Annotated in this window: 15 protein-coding genes; 9 read left to right on the top strand and 6 right to left on the bottom strand. The window is 69.2% G+C overall.

Annotated features, from left to right (window positions below; translation table 11 throughout):
- Nucleotides 1–40: 40 nt before the first annotated feature.
- A complete protein-coding gene (locus ACX114_RS39030) occupies nt 41–1,348 on the top strand; it encodes a Fic family protein (RefSeq protein ID WP_459293003.1) in 1,308 nt (435 codons plus the stop codon).
- Nucleotides 1,349–1,350: 2 nt separating this feature from the next.
- On the opposite strand, the gene ACX114_RS39035 is transcribed toward ACX114_RS39030, so the two are convergent.
- Entirely contained in the window at nt 1,351–1,704 is a 354-nt protein-coding gene (locus ACX114_RS39035; RefSeq protein ID WP_459293005.1) for a hypothetical protein, read from the bottom strand.
- A gap of 222 nt (nt 1,705–1,926) precedes the next feature.
- Between ACX114_RS39035 and ACX114_RS39040 the strand changes: the two genes are divergently transcribed.
- Both ACX114_RS39040 and ACX114_RS39045 read left to right on the top strand, forming a co-directional pair.
- Nucleotides 1,927–3,228, top strand: coding sequence for an AHH domain-containing protein (locus ACX114_RS39040; protein ID WP_459293007.1), 1,302 nt, complete (start codon nt 1,927–1,929; stop codon nt 3,226–3,228).
- Nucleotide 3,229: 1 nt separating this feature from the next.
- The gene (locus tag ACX114_RS39045; RefSeq protein WP_459293009.1) at nt 3,230–3,817 is read left to right on the top strand and encodes an imm11 family protein; all 588 of its coding nucleotides are present in this window, start codon (nt 3,230–3,232) and stop codon (nt 3,815–3,817) included.
- 7 nt (nt 3,818–3,824) lie between these two features.
- Here ACX114_RS39045 and ACX114_RS39050 read toward each other — a convergent pair whose 3' ends face one another.
- Both ACX114_RS39050 and ACX114_RS39055 read right to left on the bottom strand, forming a co-directional pair.
- The gene (locus tag ACX114_RS39050) at nt 3,825–4,535 is read right to left on the bottom strand and encodes a class I SAM-dependent methyltransferase (protein WP_459293011.1); all 711 of its coding nucleotides are present in this window, start codon (nt 4,533–4,535) and stop codon (nt 3,825–3,827) included.
- 78 nt (nt 4,536–4,613) lie between these two features.
- The gene (locus ACX114_RS39055; RefSeq protein WP_459293013.1) at nt 4,614–5,924 is read right to left on the bottom strand and encodes a DUF2185 domain-containing protein; all 1,311 of its coding nucleotides are present in this window, start codon (nt 5,922–5,924) and stop codon (nt 4,614–4,616) included.
- 220 nt (nt 5,925–6,144) lie between these two features.
- On the opposite strand from ACX114_RS39055, the gene ACX114_RS39060 reads away from it, so the two are divergent.
- The 4 genes from ACX114_RS39060 (at nt 6,145) to ACX114_RS39075 (ending at nt 10,603) form a co-directional block, all read left to right on the top strand.
- Nucleotides 6,145–6,675, top strand: coding sequence for a sigma-70 family RNA polymerase sigma factor (locus ACX114_RS39060; protein ID WP_052313186.1), 531 nt, complete (start codon nt 6,145–6,147; stop codon nt 6,673–6,675).
- Nucleotides 6,672–9,680 (top strand): zf-HC2 domain-containing protein, encoded by a 3,009-nt coding sequence (locus ACX114_RS39065; RefSeq protein ID WP_459293015.1) that lies wholly within the window; start codon nt 6,672–6,674, stop codon nt 9,678–9,680. The genes ACX114_RS39060 and ACX114_RS39065 overlap by 4 nt, the downstream gene beginning before the upstream one ends.
- 112 nt (nt 9,681–9,792) lie before the next feature.
- Complete coding sequence (locus tag ACX114_RS39070; RefSeq protein ID WP_459293017.1) at nt 9,793–9,987, top strand: hypothetical protein; 195 nt, start codon at nt 9,793–9,795, stop codon at nt 9,985–9,987.
- Between the two features lie 37 nt (nt 9,988–10,024).
- Complete coding sequence (locus tag ACX114_RS39075) at nt 10,025–10,603, top strand: GNAT family N-acetyltransferase (protein ID WP_459293019.1); 579 nt, start codon at nt 10,025–10,027, stop codon at nt 10,601–10,603.
- On the opposite strand, the gene ACX114_RS39080 is transcribed toward ACX114_RS39075, so the two are convergent.
- The 3 genes from ACX114_RS39080 to ACX114_RS39090 all read right to left on the bottom strand — a co-directional run bounded on the left by ACX114_RS39080 (nt 10,537) and on the right by ACX114_RS39090 (nt 12,767).
- The gene (locus tag ACX114_RS39080; protein WP_459293021.1) at nt 10,537–10,992 is read right to left on the bottom strand and encodes a response regulator; all 456 of its coding nucleotides are present in this window, start codon (nt 10,990–10,992) and stop codon (nt 10,537–10,539) included. The genes ACX114_RS39075 and ACX114_RS39080 overlap by 67 nt on opposite strands.
- 213 nt (nt 10,993–11,205) lie before the next feature.
- A complete protein-coding gene (locus ACX114_RS39085; protein ID WP_459293023.1) occupies nt 11,206–11,619 on the bottom strand; it encodes a RecQ family zinc-binding domain-containing protein in 414 nt (137 codons plus the stop codon).
- On the bottom strand, nt 11,508–12,767 hold the full coding sequence (locus ACX114_RS39090) for a RecQ family ATP-dependent DNA helicase (RefSeq protein WP_459293025.1): 1,260 nt from the start codon (nt 12,765–12,767) through the stop codon (nt 11,508–11,510). The genes ACX114_RS39085 and ACX114_RS39090 overlap by 112 nt, the downstream gene beginning before the upstream one ends.
- Before the next feature lie 161 nt (nt 12,768–12,928).
- Here ACX114_RS39090 and ACX114_RS39095 point away from each other — a divergent pair, with 161 nt between their 5' ends.
- The gene (locus ACX114_RS39095; RefSeq protein ID WP_459293027.1) at nt 12,929–14,617 is read left to right on the top strand and encodes a R3H domain-containing nucleic acid-binding protein; all 1,689 of its coding nucleotides are present in this window, start codon (nt 12,929–12,931) and stop codon (nt 14,615–14,617) included.
- A 989-nt stretch (nt 14,618–15,606) separates the two neighbouring features.
- Nucleotides 15,607–16,416 (top strand): hypothetical protein, encoded by an 810-nt coding sequence (locus tag ACX114_RS39100; RefSeq protein ID WP_459293029.1) that lies wholly within the window; start codon nt 15,607–15,609, stop codon nt 16,414–16,416.
- Nucleotides 16,417–16,418: the final 2 nt, after the last annotated feature.

Genomic DNA, 16,418 nt, shown 5'->3' on the forward strand with positions numbered 1-16,418 from the left:
GAGGTGAAAGGGGGCGACGGCGTTACAGTGGAGAGCGGAGGTGGTTGGCGTGCATCGGTACCGGTGGAGCGAGAGCATCGAACCCAGGCTTCAGCAGGCGACCGAGCGCATGCGCCGGTTGCGTGCCACCCGGATGCCTCCTGCGGCAGTGGAGAACCTGCGGCACTGGTTCCGGATCCACCACACGTACAACTCGAATGCGATTGAGGGGAACCGGCTGACCCTGCCGGAGACGCGCGCCGTCGTGGAGGATGGCATCACCATCGCGGGCAAGTCGCTGAAGGACCACTTCGAAGCGGTGAACCTCGCGCATGCGCTCGACTTTGTCGAAGCGTTGGCCAGCAAGGATTCCGTCCTGGGTGAGCGGGACGTGCGCGAGATGCATGGCATCGTCCTGCGGGCAATCGACACCGAGAACGCCGGAGCCTATCGGCGCATCAACGTACGAATCGGCGGTACGAAGTACGTTCCTCCACAAGCGGTCCAGGTGCCGGAGGAGATGCGGACGTTCGGAGAGTGGTTGGCTGGAGCCAAGACCGAGCATCCGGTGGTCGTCTGTGCCATCGCGCATGCGTGGTTCGAGACCATTCATCCCTTCGTGGATGGGAACGGACGGACAGGGAGGTTGCTCGCCAACCTGTTGCTGATGCGGGAGCACTACCCTGCCATCGTCCTGCTCGTCGAGGACCGGGCCCGGTATTACCTGGCGCTCGATGCATCCCATTCGGGAGACATCACCGCGATGGTGGAGTTGACGCTCGATCGTCTGGACCAGAGCTTCGAAGAATACGAGCGCGCGTCCCGTGAGATTACCGAGGTCCGTGAGCCTGCGATTGATTACCTGGCGGAGCAACTGGGCAAGACGCGAGCCGCGACGTCATCCCAGTTCGGTCGTTGGTACGAAGCCGTCCGTGTGCTTCATGGATCACTCGTGGACTTCGCGGGGCAGTTGATGGCGAAGTTCCCGGAGGGCAATCGACCGCGCCTGCAGGTGTCCGACCTTCCTGCACTGACTGAGCGTGAGTGGGCCTCCATCCAGAAAGCTCCCTACTGGCTCTTCGGCCTGGTGGGCGACAGCCATGGCGCGCACATGGACCTGTCCTTCAGTGCGATCCCTCCGGGAGGAGGGATTGGCGGATGGAACAAGGAAGGCACTGGCGTTCGACTGACCCTTCCCGGCACGGAAGCCGCGCCCCGGGACCACCGCATCGAGGCCGTTCCCACAGGGCACACCTTTCGCGTCCTAAGCGACGGGAACTCCAGCCAGGCCGAGTCCGATGTCTCCGTGATCAAGCTCGCCACGGAGCTCTGGACCGCCGCCATTCAGCATCTGCTCCAGACTCGCTGACATCACGGGCTGCTGGACGTGGATGAATCGCAGTCCGAGGTGCACTTGCCCGAGCAGGCGACCTGTCCGGGGTACGAGTCCAGGATGGCGCACGTGGTGCCGCCCGTGCAGGACACGAGCTCGGTGCAGACCTTGGAATCGTCCACACAGCGTGCCTTGGACTCGCCGTCCAGCTTGAGCACGAGGCAGGACAGGCCTTGCGGACACTGGGGCAGGTCCACGCCGCACTCCTGCGCCAGGTCCAGCGACTGCCCTTCGCGCAGCTTCAGCCTCCCCTGCCCTCCCTCGCCGTCCGAACCACAGGCCGCGAGGGCCATCACCGTCAGACAACCGCCCAGCATCCGCATCCAGCGCATCGTGGCTCCTTGGAATCGTGAAGCTCCATGCCGGGAGCAAGGCGTGGACCAGGGGAGCGTCGCTGGGATTCCGCGCGCTTGGCGACAGGCGGCTGCCTCGGAATTCTGATGCAGCCTCGAATCCCTGGCGGCTCACGCTTCAGCGGAACTCGTCCACGATAGACTCGGGGATGAGGATGTTCTGCCCCTTGATGACCAGGGAGAGCGTCTCCAGGAGCATCTATGCGATTGATGTGGTTTATCGCGCTACTCCTTTTCGTGGGAGGGTGTGCGACGACTCGTGTTGTCCACATTGATGTTGGAGACGGCAGGCAGGTGGTTCACGAGTCCCGGGAGATTGGTCCGGTTCAGGTGAGTGAGGACGCGTTCGAAGCGGCCCTCACGCAGCTCATCCTGGACATGCGCATGGACGTTGCCTTCCGCGAGACGGATGCGGCCGACCAGCAAGGATGGGTGAGGTCCGGATCGCTGCTCGCATCCTCGAAGGGGCTCCCGAATCCAGGGACTGGGGCGTCTCCGGAGTCCCTCTATTCGCGCATCTGCCCCGATGGGGACGACTGTCTGACCCTGGTGAGAGGAACAGGGCTGCCCTTCTCGCGCAAGGACCGGACATTGATGGCCTTGTCGTTCGCGCTGGATGCGGTCTGGGAGAGTGTCGAGGCCGAAATCGGCAAACTGCTGAACCCGGTGGTGCTCAAGGCCATGGTGACCTCGGCCGCGTTGTCCGTACTCCTCACGATGACGCTGCCCGAACCCGTCACGAAGGTCATCGCGGTGGCACTGACCGCGGCGATGGTGGCCTACCTGGGGGTGGTGCCGGTCTGGGAGATGGGCCGGGGCTTTGTGCGACTGTGGGATGATGCAGGGAGGGCGACGAGCGTCATCGAGTTGCAAGATATCGGACACCGCTTCGGGCGTGTATTGGGGACGAACGGAACACGCGTCCTGGTTCTGCTCGTGACGACGGCCCTTGGCGGCAAGAGTGCGATGGCGGCTCAGGGGCCCAGGCTCCCGGGCTTCCCCCAAGCCGCGATTCGGGCCCAGACTGAGTCAGGATTCCAGCTGACAGCAGCGTTGACGGGCGGAGTGGGCTCCATCTCATTGCCGGCTGCCGGTGTGCTCAACGTGGCGCTGGCTCCGGGAGCCGCAGCGGCACTGGCGATGTACTCGGACGGGCGGTTTCCGGGTGACGAGTCGGGACCTGTTCATCACATCTGCACGAACAAGAACCCCATCTCCGATGCTACCGGCGGTCCCTGGACGCCACGGTGCGAGAAGGTCTTCAAGAAGGCCGGGATGACGCTCGAAGATGCCGCGAACAAGGTGCGGCTCAATGGACATGAGGGGCCACATCCAGAGCGCTACCATAAAGAAGTGATGGACCGCTTGGAGCGAGCTGTCGAGCGATGCAGATCAACGGAAACCTGCCGGACCCGCTTGATGAAGGAACTCGCGCGGATAGCGAACGAGCTTCTGACACAGGGCTCCGATTTGCGGAGTCTCATCGTGAAGGCGGAGGGGTGAGGTGGAGCGCGATTTCTACTGGGTGCGACTGGGTGATGTGCCGCAATGGCTCATCGAGACACCGACACGGGATTCAGGTGAGGCCTTTGACGAGCCTTGGATGTTCGCGGATGGCCGTGTCCTCGATGAACCAGGGAGGATGAAGGCCTTCATTGCAACCCCAGGCCAGACGCGGGCGTTCGTATTCTCCGTGATCGAGCGGGCCCCCATTGTCAGCGAGGCCATCGCGAACGTTTTCCGAGCACTGGCCCCCGATGACGTTCAGCTCTTTCCGGTGATGGTGGAGGGAGAGGCCAACCCTTTCTTCGTCGTCAATGCGACCAAGGTGCTCGATTGCATCGATGAGGCCCGGTGCCGGGAGGTTCACCACGATGACGAGGACGATCCCTCCCCTGGCCATGAAGGGGAATACCAGTGGATCTATGGACTGCGAATCGACCCCTCCAAGACCGGGGGCGCGCGTGTCTTCCGGCTGAAGAAGTTCAAGACGGCGTTCATCGTGTCGGAGGACATCAAGAACGCACTCGAGGGAGTCGGGAACCTGGGCGTGTCGTTCGAGCGCGTGACTGGAGCGCCTGAGCCCCACTGACGAGTGTTCAGGGCTCGAAGCGCGCCAGGAAGACCTTGTACTGGAGCGAGACGAAGAGCGTCTTCGGCGCCACCAGTCCCGCCTGCGCGAACATCGCGAACAGCGCCGCATCGGACTCGATGGGCTGCATCTTCGCCATGGCCTGCCCCCGGGCCTCCAGCTTCTCCCGCGTCACGCCATACGCCCGCAGCCGCCGGAACTCGATGTTCGTCAGCTCGGGGTCCTGGCCGATGCGGCAGCCCAGCACCAGCGGCGATCCCGGCTTGAGCCTCCGCGTCACCTCGCGCAGCAGTTCGACGCGAGCCTCCTCCCCCTCGACGTGGTGCAGGACACCCATCAACTGCGCGCCGTCGAACGGCGGACCTTGCGGCAACGTCCGCAGCTCGCCTTCGTGCAACTGCGTGCGCGAGAGCAGCCCCTCCTCTTCCAGACGCTTGCGCGCGACGGCGAGCATCGGCGCGGAGGGCTCCACGCCCGTGAAGCGCCAGCCCGGCACGTTGAAGCGGTGATAGGGCAGCAGCTCCGCGCCCGTGCCCAGGCCCACGTGGAGCAGTGACGCCGTCTCCTGGCCGTCCAGGTGGGCGGCCAGGGCGCTGACGCCCAGCTCGTATGCCGCCTGGTAGCCGGCGAGGCTCACCGCGGCCTGGGCGTCGTAGTGGGGCGCGCGGTCGGCACCGAAGCCATGCACGGGGGCGTGGGCGGAATGGTCGTGGTTCATGACCGGAAGATGCTTCCGCACCGCGCTGAATGGCAGAGCGGGGATTCAGACGGAATCAGCGGATCTTTCGGTGGCGGCTCACTCCTCCGGAACGAACCCGTTCCCCTCGCGCCGGAACACCGCGCCGACCGGCGCGTCCAGGATGGCGTCCAATTCCTTGTACCGTCCCAGCAACGCGCGCAGCGGGACGATGACCGCGTTGTCGCTCTCCTCCATGTACTCCTCTGTCTCCAGCCCCGAGGTGAAGAGCCAGCCGCTGTCCTCCTCCGCCGCGGGCTCCGAGCGCTCCGCGAAGCGGATGGGCTCCCCGTTCTCCGTGATGAAGCGCGTGGCGAGCGCCTTGCGCTGACGCAGCCGGATGCCGCGCAGCAACTTCTGCCGCTCCTCCGTGCCCAGCTCCACCCGGACGCGCACCGTTCGCCCCTCCGCGTCCAGGTGCCGGCTCACCGTGAAGATGCCGTCTCCCCAGCGGTTCCCGCACCCCACCACGCGCGCACCGTCCAGCACGAGCGAGGCCGCGTCCTCCTCGCTCCCACGCAGCGCGGCGTTCAGCTTCTCCAGGTTGCAGTGCGGCCGGTAGTCCACGCCCACCGCGAGCCCTTCGTTCTCGATGCGCTCCTGCAACGGCGTGGCCTTCTCCCCCACCCGCTCCACGGGCAGGTCCTTCCACCCATACAGCCCGCCCCCCAGGTCACTCGCGCCCAGTTCCTTCGCGAGCTTCGGCGCGTCCCGGCCGTGAAACACATAGTCGGCCAGCCCGTCCTCCGGCTCCCACATGCGGAACCGTCCCATCGGGCCCAACCCGGTGAACATCAATTGACCGTGGTCCACCATCACCCCGGCCACCTGCTCCGACCGGACCGCTTCCGCCTGCCCGTCCACGACGATGTCGATGGAGTGCCAACGCCCGCCGAACTCCCCCGGCGGCATGGGGATTCCAATCACTTTCAAGCCCTGGCCCACGGGCAGGTCTCCCACCACCACCGCCCACAGGCCGTTGTACTTCACAACCCCCAATCCCTCTCCATGCTCCAGCGCCAGCCGCGCCCGCTCCATGTGTGGAACCCGCGCTGACAACACCTCTGCTCGTGCGTTGAACCCCCGCTCCTTCGCGAACGCCGCGAAGTGCGCCGCGGCGTCCGCCGGGTCCTTCCGGTCGAAGAGGAAGCGCGGGTCGAACTCACGGTCATAGGCCCGGCCCGCGGCGTCCGCGTCCGGCCCGGTGATGCGCAGGTCGTACTCTGGCGGCGCCTTCTTCCGAGGTGACAACGGCTCCGCGTCATGCCGCCAGAAGCGCCCGAGGCCTGGATCCAGGATGAGCAACACCCCCTCTGGCAGGTCGATGTGCCCCAGCTCCACGGGCTTCGGTGTCGTCACGGTTCGAGCCATGGCTCCGACCCTATGCCACGCGGTCAAACACACCCCAGACAAACATTCCAAATCCTGGACTGCGTGGCTTTCCCCAGTGCCGAGACACGAGAACCGCCAGCCAAATCCACCCAACCCGTAAGGGTTTAACAAGGTCTTAAAGGAATCAGACCTATTACGTTTTCTTTCCAGTACCGGCACTGGGGGCCGCACGATGAGAGAAGAACTCGACAATTCCGACATGGAGTACGCCGATTTCGCGGTCCGTCATCAGCCCATCCTGATGGCGGTCGCGCGAAACATCTGTGGGGGGAACGCCACGGCTTGTGACGACCTGGTCCAGGACGTCCTGCTGCGGGCCCTGTTGAAGTGGGACTCGCTGCGCGGCTGGGGGGAGCCGGAGCGGCGCGCGTGGCTGGTGCGGGTGCTGCACAACCGCTTCCTCGACCAGTGCCGCCGCACGCGCACGGAGGCCACCACCGCCATCAACCTGGGCAACGTGCACAAGCTCTTCGAGGAGCCGCAGGCGCCGGACCTGGAGCTGTGGGAGTGCATCACCGAGGCGGAGCTACAGAAGGCCGTCGCGACGCTGCCCTTCAACCTGCGCCGCACCTTCGAGCTTCACTCGGAAGGGCTGCGCCACGCGGAGATTGGCCGCCTGCTCGGGTCGCCCGTGGGCACGGTGGGCACCTGGCTCTACCACGCGCGGCTGAAACTGCGTGACCAGCTTCGCGACATGGCCGAGGCCCGTCGGAAGCTGGGGAGCGGATGAACAGCCACTGCGCCCACCTCCCGGCTTTCGTGGACGGGGAGCTTCCGCTCGAACACCACGAGGACTTCCGCGCGCACCTGGCCTCCTGCGAGGACTGCAGCGTGCGGTTCCATGACCTGCTCCAGGCGGACATCCTGGGGCGGCTGGCGCACGCGAAGGCGCCGCCCACTCCGGAGGCCACGGGCATCCCCCCCGCCCCGTGGCCCCTCACCCCATCCGAGCCTGCTGGCGTCCGGGCACCTCCACCACCTCCCCGCCGCTGGCGCCCCCACTGGAGTCACGTGGGGGCGTTGGCCCTGGCCCTCGCCGCCGTGGGCACCTGGACCGCGCGCGTCCTCCGCGAGCCGTCCCCGTCCTGGCCCGCGCCAGCGTCCACTCGCGCGCTCGAAGCCCGGCTGACCTCCGGCCCCCTGGATACGCACCGCCCCTACGTGCCCATGCGCGGAGGGGCTCCCGCGGCGGCCCCGCTGCCGCTGCGGGAGCTGGCCGGGATGGAGGACCGCCAGGACTGGCGGGGCATCGCCTCCGCGTACCTGCTCGCGGGCGACGCGCGGCAGGCCCTGAACTACCTGGGCAACGCGCCCGCGTCCCCGGATGTGGACTCCGACCGCGCGGTGGCGCTGGCGCTGGCCCATGCCGGGGCCTCCGAACAGGCGTCGCTCGACGAGGCCCTGGCCGTGCTGGAGGACGTGCTCCGGAAGCAGCCAGAACATCCGCAGGCCCTGTGGAACCTGGCGCTCGTCCTGCGCGGCCTGGACCTGCCCCTGCTGGCGGCGGACGCGTTCGACGCCGTGGCGAACCTGGGCGAGCCCGGCTGGCGCGAGGAGGCGCGGACCAAGGCACGCGGGCTGCGCGAACAGACGCTGGCCCGGGGCCGCGCCTGGAAGCAGGCCTTCGCCGCGACGCAGGACCTGATGGCGGACGCCAACGCACCGCTGCCCCTGGAGGAGGCCGCGAAGCTGCCGGGCATCGTCCGGCTGGCCTTCTATGACGCGGTCCGCGCGGCGCCCTCGAAGGACGCGGCGCTGCGGCTGCTGCCGCTGGCGGACACGCTGGACCGGGCCTACGGCGGCGGCACGGTGCTGCGCGCGACCGTCACCCGCGTGGCCGCCCGGGACTTCCAGAAGCGCGGGCCGCTGGCACGGGACTACGCGCGGTTCGTGCGCGGCAGGACCCCGTTCCCTCCGGCCTTCCTGGAGACGCTGCGGAGCTCCGGCGAGGACGACCTGTACGTGGGTGCGCTCGGCTACGAGCTCCAGGCGGGACGGCCCGTGGACGTGGCGGCGTTCGCTCGCGCCGCGGACGGACTGGGCGACCCGTGGTTCCACCTCATCGCCGAACGCGAGCGCGCCAACCTGGAGGTGCGCGACGGCCAGTGGTGGAAGGCGGAGGCGCGCGTGCTGGAGGCGCTGCGCACATGCGAGGCGGAGCGGCTGGACTACCGCTGCGTCGACCTGCGGGCGTGGCTCACGGACATGTACCTGGGCGAGTTGCACCGGCCCGCCGAGGCCCAGGCGCATGCGCTGGCCGGCTGGCGGCTGGCGAAGCAGCACGGGGAATGGCAGCAGGAGCGGCTGTTCCTCCAGGAGCTGGCGCAGGTGGCGCGCTTCCACCACGTCGCCCCCACCTCGGGCGCGTACCTCCGCGAGTCGCTGGCGCGCGTGCCGGACGACCCCGCGCAGGTGGGCTACGTGCACCGCAACCTGGCCACCCTGGCGTGGATGGACTTCCGCGTGGACGAGGCCCGGCGGCACTTGGAGCGGGCGATGGAGTCCGGCGGGCCGCTGGGGCTGAATGGCGTGGGCGTGCTCGCGGACCTGGCCCGCTTCGGACCCATGCCCGGCGCGGCGGACGCGCTGTCCCGAGCCCTCTCCGGACTGAGACAGGTCCAGCAACGTCCAGGCGAGCGCGCGCTGCTGGACGCCCTCCAGGGCGAGTTCGAGCTGGAGCGCGACCCCGCCGCCGGACGCGCCCTGCTGAACAGCGCCCTCACACAGGCGGAGCTCGCGCCCGACGACACGTACGCCCGACGCGCGCGGGCCCGCGCCTCCGCCGCGCTCATCTCCGACGCCGGACGCACGGGCGCGTACCTGGAGGCGCTCACCCTCACGGGCCGCCAGCTCCAGGTGACGGAGGTGCCGGAGCGCTGCGTGCTCGCGGTGTCCGTGCAGCATGAGCGCACGCTGACGGTGGCGCGGGGACCTTCGGGCGCGGTGCTCGGGGACTTCACCGGGACGCGCACGGCGCCGCTCGGACAGGACGCGTCCGGGCTGGTGCCCCCCGCGTTGCAGGAAGCGCTGCGCGGGTGCGACCAGGTGCGGGTGCTGGCACCGCCTCCGGTGAACGGCCTGCCCCGGCTGCTGTCGCCGGACATCGCCTGGAGCTACCGGTCGGGCCACGCGACGCCAGGCACGCCCCCGCCGGTGGACGGCGGCACGCACCTGGTCGTCTCCAACGTGGACACGCCCGCGGCCTTGGGCCTCCCGCGCCTTCCGCCCATGTCTCCTCCCCCAGGGGAAGACACCCGGCGCGTGATGCTGGAGGGGGCACGGGCCACGCCCGCGCACGTGCTGAAGGCGATGTCCACCGCCACCGAGGTGGAGATCCACACGCATGGCGTGTTCAGCCCGGACCTGTCGGACGCATCGCTCCTCATGCTGGCGCCGGAGCGGGATGGCCGGTACGCGCTCACCGCCGGACAGGTGCGCGCGCACGGACTGCCCAAGGCACCGCTGGTGTTCCTCGCGGCCTGCGGCGCCGCGCGCACCGCTCCTTTCCCGCATGAGTCGTTCAGCCTGCCGGTGGCCTTCCTCGACGCCGGAGCGCGCGCGGTGCTGGCCGCCACGGTGGACATCCCGGATTCGGCGGGCCGCTTCTTCAACGACGTGCGTGAGCGCATCCACGCGGGCGCCACTCCCGCCGTGGCCCTGCGCGATGAGCGCCAGGCGTGGCTCCGGGCCGCTCCTGGAGACCGCTGGGTGCACGACGTGCTCCTGTTCGAATGAAGACCTGAAGGGTCGCTGAAAAGAACCCGACCTGACACGTTTTCAAGAGGAAGCCGCACGCGGGGGTTGGCAAGGCCGGACCCCGCGGCGGCCGCGTCAGGAGGACACGGTCATGTCGAGATGCCGGATCAGCCCCATCCTGGTACCCATCCCCCACAAGCCCCAGCAGGACCTCCCGGACAAGCCGCCCCCGGGACCCGCCGGACTGGATACGAAGACCGCCGTGTCTCCGAAGAAGCCCCGCCACGAGCCCCAGGACAACCCGCCGACCATGCCTTCGTCATGGCTGGATGGCTTCGATCGCTGACGCTTCAAGGCATGGCGCGGGCCTATGCTCCCGCGCCATGCCGTCGCATCCGTATGTCGTGAGGGCCGTGCAGTCCCGGGATGAGCTGGAGCAGGTGCTGGCCCTGCAGCGCCGCAACCTGCCCCCGTCGCTGTCACCGGAGGAGCAGCGGGCCCAGGGCTTCGTCACCGTCCAGCATGACCTGGCCACGCTTCTGCGCATGCATGCGCTGGAGCCCAGCGTCATCGCCGTGCAGGGGTCGGACGTCGTGGCGTACGCGCTGGTGATGCCCCGCGAGTGCCGCGCGTGGGTCCCCGTCCTGGACCCGATGTTCGCGCTCCTCGAGGGGCTCGAACACCGGGGCCGGCCGCTGAAGGACCAGCGCTTCTACGTGATGGGGCAGGTGTGCGTGGACAAGGCCCACCGGGGGACGGGCCTCTTCGACGCGCTCTACCACCAGCACCGCGAGCAGCTTCGCTCGCGCTTCGACTGCGTGGTGACGGAGGTCTCGGTGCGCAACACCCGCTCCCTGCGCGCGCACGCGCGGGTCGGGTTCGAGACCGTCCACACCTACCGCGACGCCACCGACACCTGGGCCGTGGTGCTCTGGGACTGGGGCGCGGGCACGTCGCGCTGAAGCAGCGGATCCACACGCACTGCCGGCGTGGGCCGGTTCGCCATCCGCTTGTGGTGCATACCGGACAGTTTCAGCGCCAGCTCCGGACCGGTGACACCCTTGGGGATGTAGCCGTCCGCGCCGGACGCGCGCACCAGCTCGCGCAGCCGCGACTCGTCCATGGACGAGTACAGGATGAAGAGCGTGTCCGGGTCCGCGAACTGGCGCACCACGCCCAGGATGCGGTCGCCGCTCAGCGCCGGGATGTTCACGTCCAGGAGCACGATGTCCGGCTGCTCGGTCCGCAGCAGGTTGGCCACGCCCAGCGCCGCGCGCGTGGTGACGACATCGAAGCCGTAGCGGCTGATGGAGCGCTCCACCAGCTCCAGCACGAGTGGGTCATCATCCACCACAAGCGCCTTCAATTTGCCTTCCGCCATCGCGTCTCCGCCTTTCAAGACCCCGGGGGAAAGGTCTGAAGTGCATTACGTCCAGGTAGGCTGTGCAATATACGCCATACCTGTATTCATGCACAATGCCCCAAGGCCTGAAGACCTGGGAGACCTGTACTTTGAGTACGGATTCCCGGTCTCGAAGTCGCGCGGAGGTGGGGAAAAAGGGCCCTACGCCGCAGGGGCGGCGGCGACCCCAGACTGATACTCGCGGTGAATGATGGGCGGCCTCGCGCGGGTGGGAGGGCGGGCTTCGAAGCGGCCTTCGGCGCGGGCGCGGCAGTTGTCGCAGCGGGCGCAGTCGTCCTCCAGCGGCTCCTCGAAGTAGGTGCCCAGCACCTTCCAGCGGCACGCGGTGGTGCTCCCGTAGCGCATCATCGCGTCCAGGCGCTCGCGGTCTCCCTGGTGGCGGTCCTCGTACGCGCGCAGGTACGCATCCAGCTCCTCGAGTGACTCGAACGCGCGCAGCCGCTTCACGCCTCGCGCGCCCTTCTCCAGCACGCCCGCGGCCACCAGCTGCGCCACCAGCACGCGGGTGCGCTTGTCGCCCAGGCCGCTCGCTTCGGACAGCCGCTTGAGGGCCACGGGCTTGCCGTCCGCGCACAGCGTGTTCGCGGCCTGGTAGAGGCGCTGGCTCTCGTCGCGGCGCGGGTACTTGCCGCCCAGGAAGAAGCCCTGGATGCGCCGGTCCTCCAGCCGGTACAGCAGCGCCGCCTTCGCGGGCAGCCCGTCGCGGCCCGCGCGGCCGCCTCCTGGTAGTAGCTCTCCAGCGAGTCGGGGAAGTGGTAGTGCACCACGAGCCGCAGGTCCGGCTTGTCGATGCCCAGGCCGAAGGCCTTCGTCGCCACCACCACCGGCGTGGTGCCGTCCATGAAGTGGCGCTGGTTCTCCTCGCGCTCGGCGGCCTTGAGCTTGCCGTGGTAGCGGCCCGCCTCCAGTCCCTCCGCGCGCAGCCAGCGCCACAGCTCGTCCGCCTTGCGCACCGTGGCCGTGTAGACGATGGCGCTGCCGTCGTTGGCGCGCAGCAGCTCCAGCAGCTTCTGGCGCTTGAGCTCCGGGTTCACCGTGCGGTGGACCTCCAGCGTGAGGTTGTCGCGCTGGATGCCGGTGCACACCACCACCGGGTCCTCCATCCCCAGCTGCGCGCGGATGTCCTCGCGCACGCGGGGCGTGGCGGTCGCCGTGAGCGCGAGCACCCGGGGGCGGCCGAGCGCGCGGATGGCGTCACCCAACGACAGGTACGCGGGCCGGAAGTCGTGGCCCCACTGCGAGACGCAGTGCGCTTCGTCCACCACGAAGAGGCTCACGTTCGCGCGCTTGAGCAGCGCCAGCCGCTCCGGGTTCTCCAACTGCTCGGGGGTGACGTAGATGAACTCGTGCTCGCCCCGGCGGATCTCCTTCTGAAGCGCCTTGAGCTCACCGGCCTTCAGCGTGGAGTCCAGCTTCGCCGCGTCCAGGTCGTAGCGCTCCGTGAGGTGTTCGCGCTGGTCGTGCATCAGCGCGAGCAGCGGGCTCACCACCACCGTGGCGCCGGGCACGAAGAGGGCGGGGAGCTGGAAGGTGAGGCTCTTGCCCGCGCCCGTGGGCAGCACGCCCAGCACGTCGCGCCCCGCGAGCACCGCCTCGATGATGTCCCGTTGGCCCGGCCGGAAGTCCTCCACGCCGAACCGCTCGCGCGCCTCCTGCTCGAGCTGGGGCCAGAGGGGGGAGCGGTCCTGCGTCGCGGTGGTCATGGCCTGAAGGTAGGGATGGCCCCCGTCTGGCTCCTCCCCGTCACGCGCGGTGCGCCTGGCCGCCTGCCGGGCTGGGAGGGGGTGTCCTCCCGTGGTGCTCCGTTCACGGGCTCTCGTAGGAAAGCCGTGCGCGGGGGGGCGGGGCGAGGCAGCTTTGCGGGATGGATGACTTTGCCCTGCTGGTGGCGGTCCTGCCGCCGTCGCTCCAGGAGGCGGTGCGGCAACTCCCCGAGGCGGAGCTGCTGGAAGTGGTGATGGACCTGGGCCGGCCTCCGGAGGCGCGGCTGGTGCACGGCGTGGCGCGCCTGTCGGAAGCGCCCGTGACGCAAGAGGCGCTCCAGGCGGTGCTCGCCCACGTGGGCGAGGTGGGCGGCGACAACCGCGCGGGCATCGAGCGCACGCTCCACCGCGTGTCGGCCATCCGCAACCGGCAGGGCCGCGTGGTGGGGCTCACGCTGCGCGTGGGGCGCGCCATCCAGGGCACCATCGACATGCTGCGCGACCTGGTGGAGTCCGGGCGCAACCTGCTGCTGCTCGGGCGGCCGGGCGTGGGCAAGACGACGAAGCTGCGCGAGGTGGCGCGCGTGCTCGCGGACGCGCTGGGCAAGCGCGTGATGGTGGTGGACACGTCCAACGAGATTGGCGGCGACGGGGACATCCCGCACCCGGGCATCGGCGGTGCCCGGCGCATGCAGGTGAGCCGGCCGGACCGCCAGCACGACGTGATGATCGAGGCAGTGGAGAACCACATGCCCGAGGCCATCGTGGTGGATGAGATTGGCACCGCCGCGGAGGCCGCCGCCGCGCGCACCATCGCGGAGCGCGGCGTGCAGTTGGTGGCGACGGCGCACGGCAACACGCTGGAGAACCTGGTGTTGAACCCCACGCTGTCGGACCTGGTGGGCGGCGTGCAGACCGTCACGCTGAGCGACGACGAGGCCCGTCGCCGGGGCACGCAGAAGACCGTCACGGAGCGCAAGGGCACGCCCACGTTCGACATCGTGGTGGAGATGGTGAGCCGCGACGAGGTGCGCGTGCACCGCGACACGGGCGGCGCGGTGGACCGGCTGCTCGCGGGCGCGGAGGTGGGCGGAGAGAAGCGGCGGCAGCAGGACGGCGCCGTGCACGTGGAGGCCGCGCCGGAGGTAGTGGAGGCCACGCCGCCGGGAGGACGCGTGCCGAAGGGGACTCCCGCGCTGGGTGCACCCCGGCCCGGGCCCACGCGCATCGCAGCGCACGCGGTGAGCCGTGAGTTGCTGGAGCGCGTGCTGCGCGACCTGCCGGTGGAGGCCGTGGTGGTGGGCCGTCCGGAGAACGCGGAGGTGGTGCTCACGCTGCGAAGCCGCGCGAATTCGCCCCGGCTGCGCCGCGCGGCGGAGCGCGTGGGCGCGCGGGTGCTGGCCATCAAGCGCAACAGCGCCACGGAGATCCGCCGCGCGCTGCGCACGGAGTTCCACCTGCTGGAGGGCGTGGACCCGGCGGACGTGCACGCCGCGGTCGCGGACGTGGAGGAGGCCATCCAGCGCGTGCTCTCGGAGGGCATCAGCCTGCCGCTCGCGCCGCGCCCGTCACGCTTGCGGAAGTTGCAGCACACGGTGGTGGTGAAGAACCACCTGGAGGCCGTGAGCGTGGGCAGCGAGCCCCTGCGCCACCTGGTCATCTACCCGCTGGGCACCGTGCTCACGGAAGCGTCCGACAGAGCACCGGAGTACGTGGACGATCCGGAGCCGGACGACGAGGTGGAGGACGACGACACTTTGTCCGCGGACGAAGAAGCCGGGGATGACGAGGACACGGCTCCGGAAGCCTCGTCCTCGGACGAAGGCATCGCTCAGCTCCCCAGGACCTGAGTGCTGCCGCCCCTCCGGCGGCGACCCGCGGAAACCTGTCCGACTGTCGGACAGGTTTTGGACCGGGGGCCGGCGGGGCGGACTGCCTGAACCGGTCCGACTGTCGGACAGGTTTTGAGCCGGGCGGGCGCCGGGAGGTGGAGCCTCGAACTGGTCCGACTGTCGGACAGGTTTTTGGACCGGAGGGGGCGGGGGCGGACCGCGCGAACTGGTCCGACTGTCCTACAAGTTGTTGATCACCGCGTCCGTCGGGAGGCGAAGCGCGCGAACTTGTCCGACTGTCCTACAGGTTGTGGCTCGGGCCGGGCGGCGGAGCGCTCGAACCAGTCCGATTGTCGGACAGGTTTGATCATCGTCTCCGGAAGGAGGCGCATCGCTCGAACCGCTCCGACTGTCGGACAAGTTGGGCCTGGGGCCAGCGGGTGGCGGAGCGCTCGAACCGGCCCGATTGTCGGACAGGTTTGATCATCGTCTCGGGAAAGAGGCGCATCGTTCGAGCCGCTCCGACTGTCGGACAAGTTGGGCCTGGGACCAGCGGGCGGTGGACCGCGCGAACTTGTCCGACTGTCGGACATGTTTGACCGGCTCAGGCCAGGTGGACCGCATGAACCAGTCCGACTGTCCGACAGGTTTGGACCGGGCCGGGCGGGTGGAGCGCGCGAGCTTGTCCGACTGTCGGACTGGTTTTGGACCCTGACCTGCCGACGGCGGACCGCGCGAGCTGGTCCGACTGTCGGACAGGTTTTGGACCGGAGGGGGCGGGGGCGGACCGCGCGAACTGGTCCGACTGTCGGACAGGTTTTGGACCGGGCGGGCCCGGACAGGGCCGCCCCTGGGTGCGCAGCGTGCTGCACACGCCGCAGGGAGTCATGGAGGCCCCTTTCCCTGGAGATTCGCGGGGTTGAGGGGGGCATGACGGTTGCTGAAGGCTCGGGTACGGTCCCTCGCGATGGCGCGGGGGGAGCCGCACCGTCTTTCCGGAGACCTTCATGCGCCGCATTGCCTTCGCTGCCCTCGCTGCCCTCGCCACCACCGCCTGTGGGGACAACCTGCCCACGCAGGAGGAGATCGACGACGCGAAGGCCCGCGTGGAACGCCTGGCGGCCTCCACGCACCAGGTGCGGGGCGCGTTCGAGATTCTCGGCCTGATGCCCGTGTACACGTGTGGCGAGCCCCGGCCCTCCTTCCTGAACCAGGCCGTGAAGGGGTTGAGCGCCTCGGTGGCCTGCGCGACCGCTCGCGTGGAGGCCGTGGACGACGTCACCGACGCCGTCATCGTGACCTTCCCCTCCAGCGGCTGTGACGTTCACGGCCTGCGCTTCACCGGACGCGCGGTGCTGGAGTACCGCGGCGGCGAGGACCTGATGGAGATGAAGGCCGACCTGCGCGAGCTCGCCGTGGATGGCCAGACGCTCCAGGCCAAGGTGGGCTACGGCACGTGCTCGGATGAGACGCGCCTGTTCGCGGAGGTCGAAGGCCAGGTGCCGGGCCGCGAGGGCCACATCTTCCACATCAACAGCACCGTGGGGAAGCGCGACGGGCTGCCCATCATCGGCGGCACGGCGCTGGTGTTCGACGGTCCGGGTGAGCTGACGGGCCCGAACGGCACGGACCGCATCACGCTCACCGCGCTCGAATATGAAGTCGGCAACTACCTTCCCAAGGAGGGCACCGCCCTGCTGGAGACCGCGGACGGACACCGCCTGAGCTTCGCGTTCCAGCCCGTGCTCTGGCGCGTGGGCAAGGTGGAGGTCACCGTGGACGAAAAGGACCCGGTGACCGTGCCCGTCGTGCGCTGAGG

It is taken from the genome of Corallococcus sp. M7 (assembly GCF_054512695.1).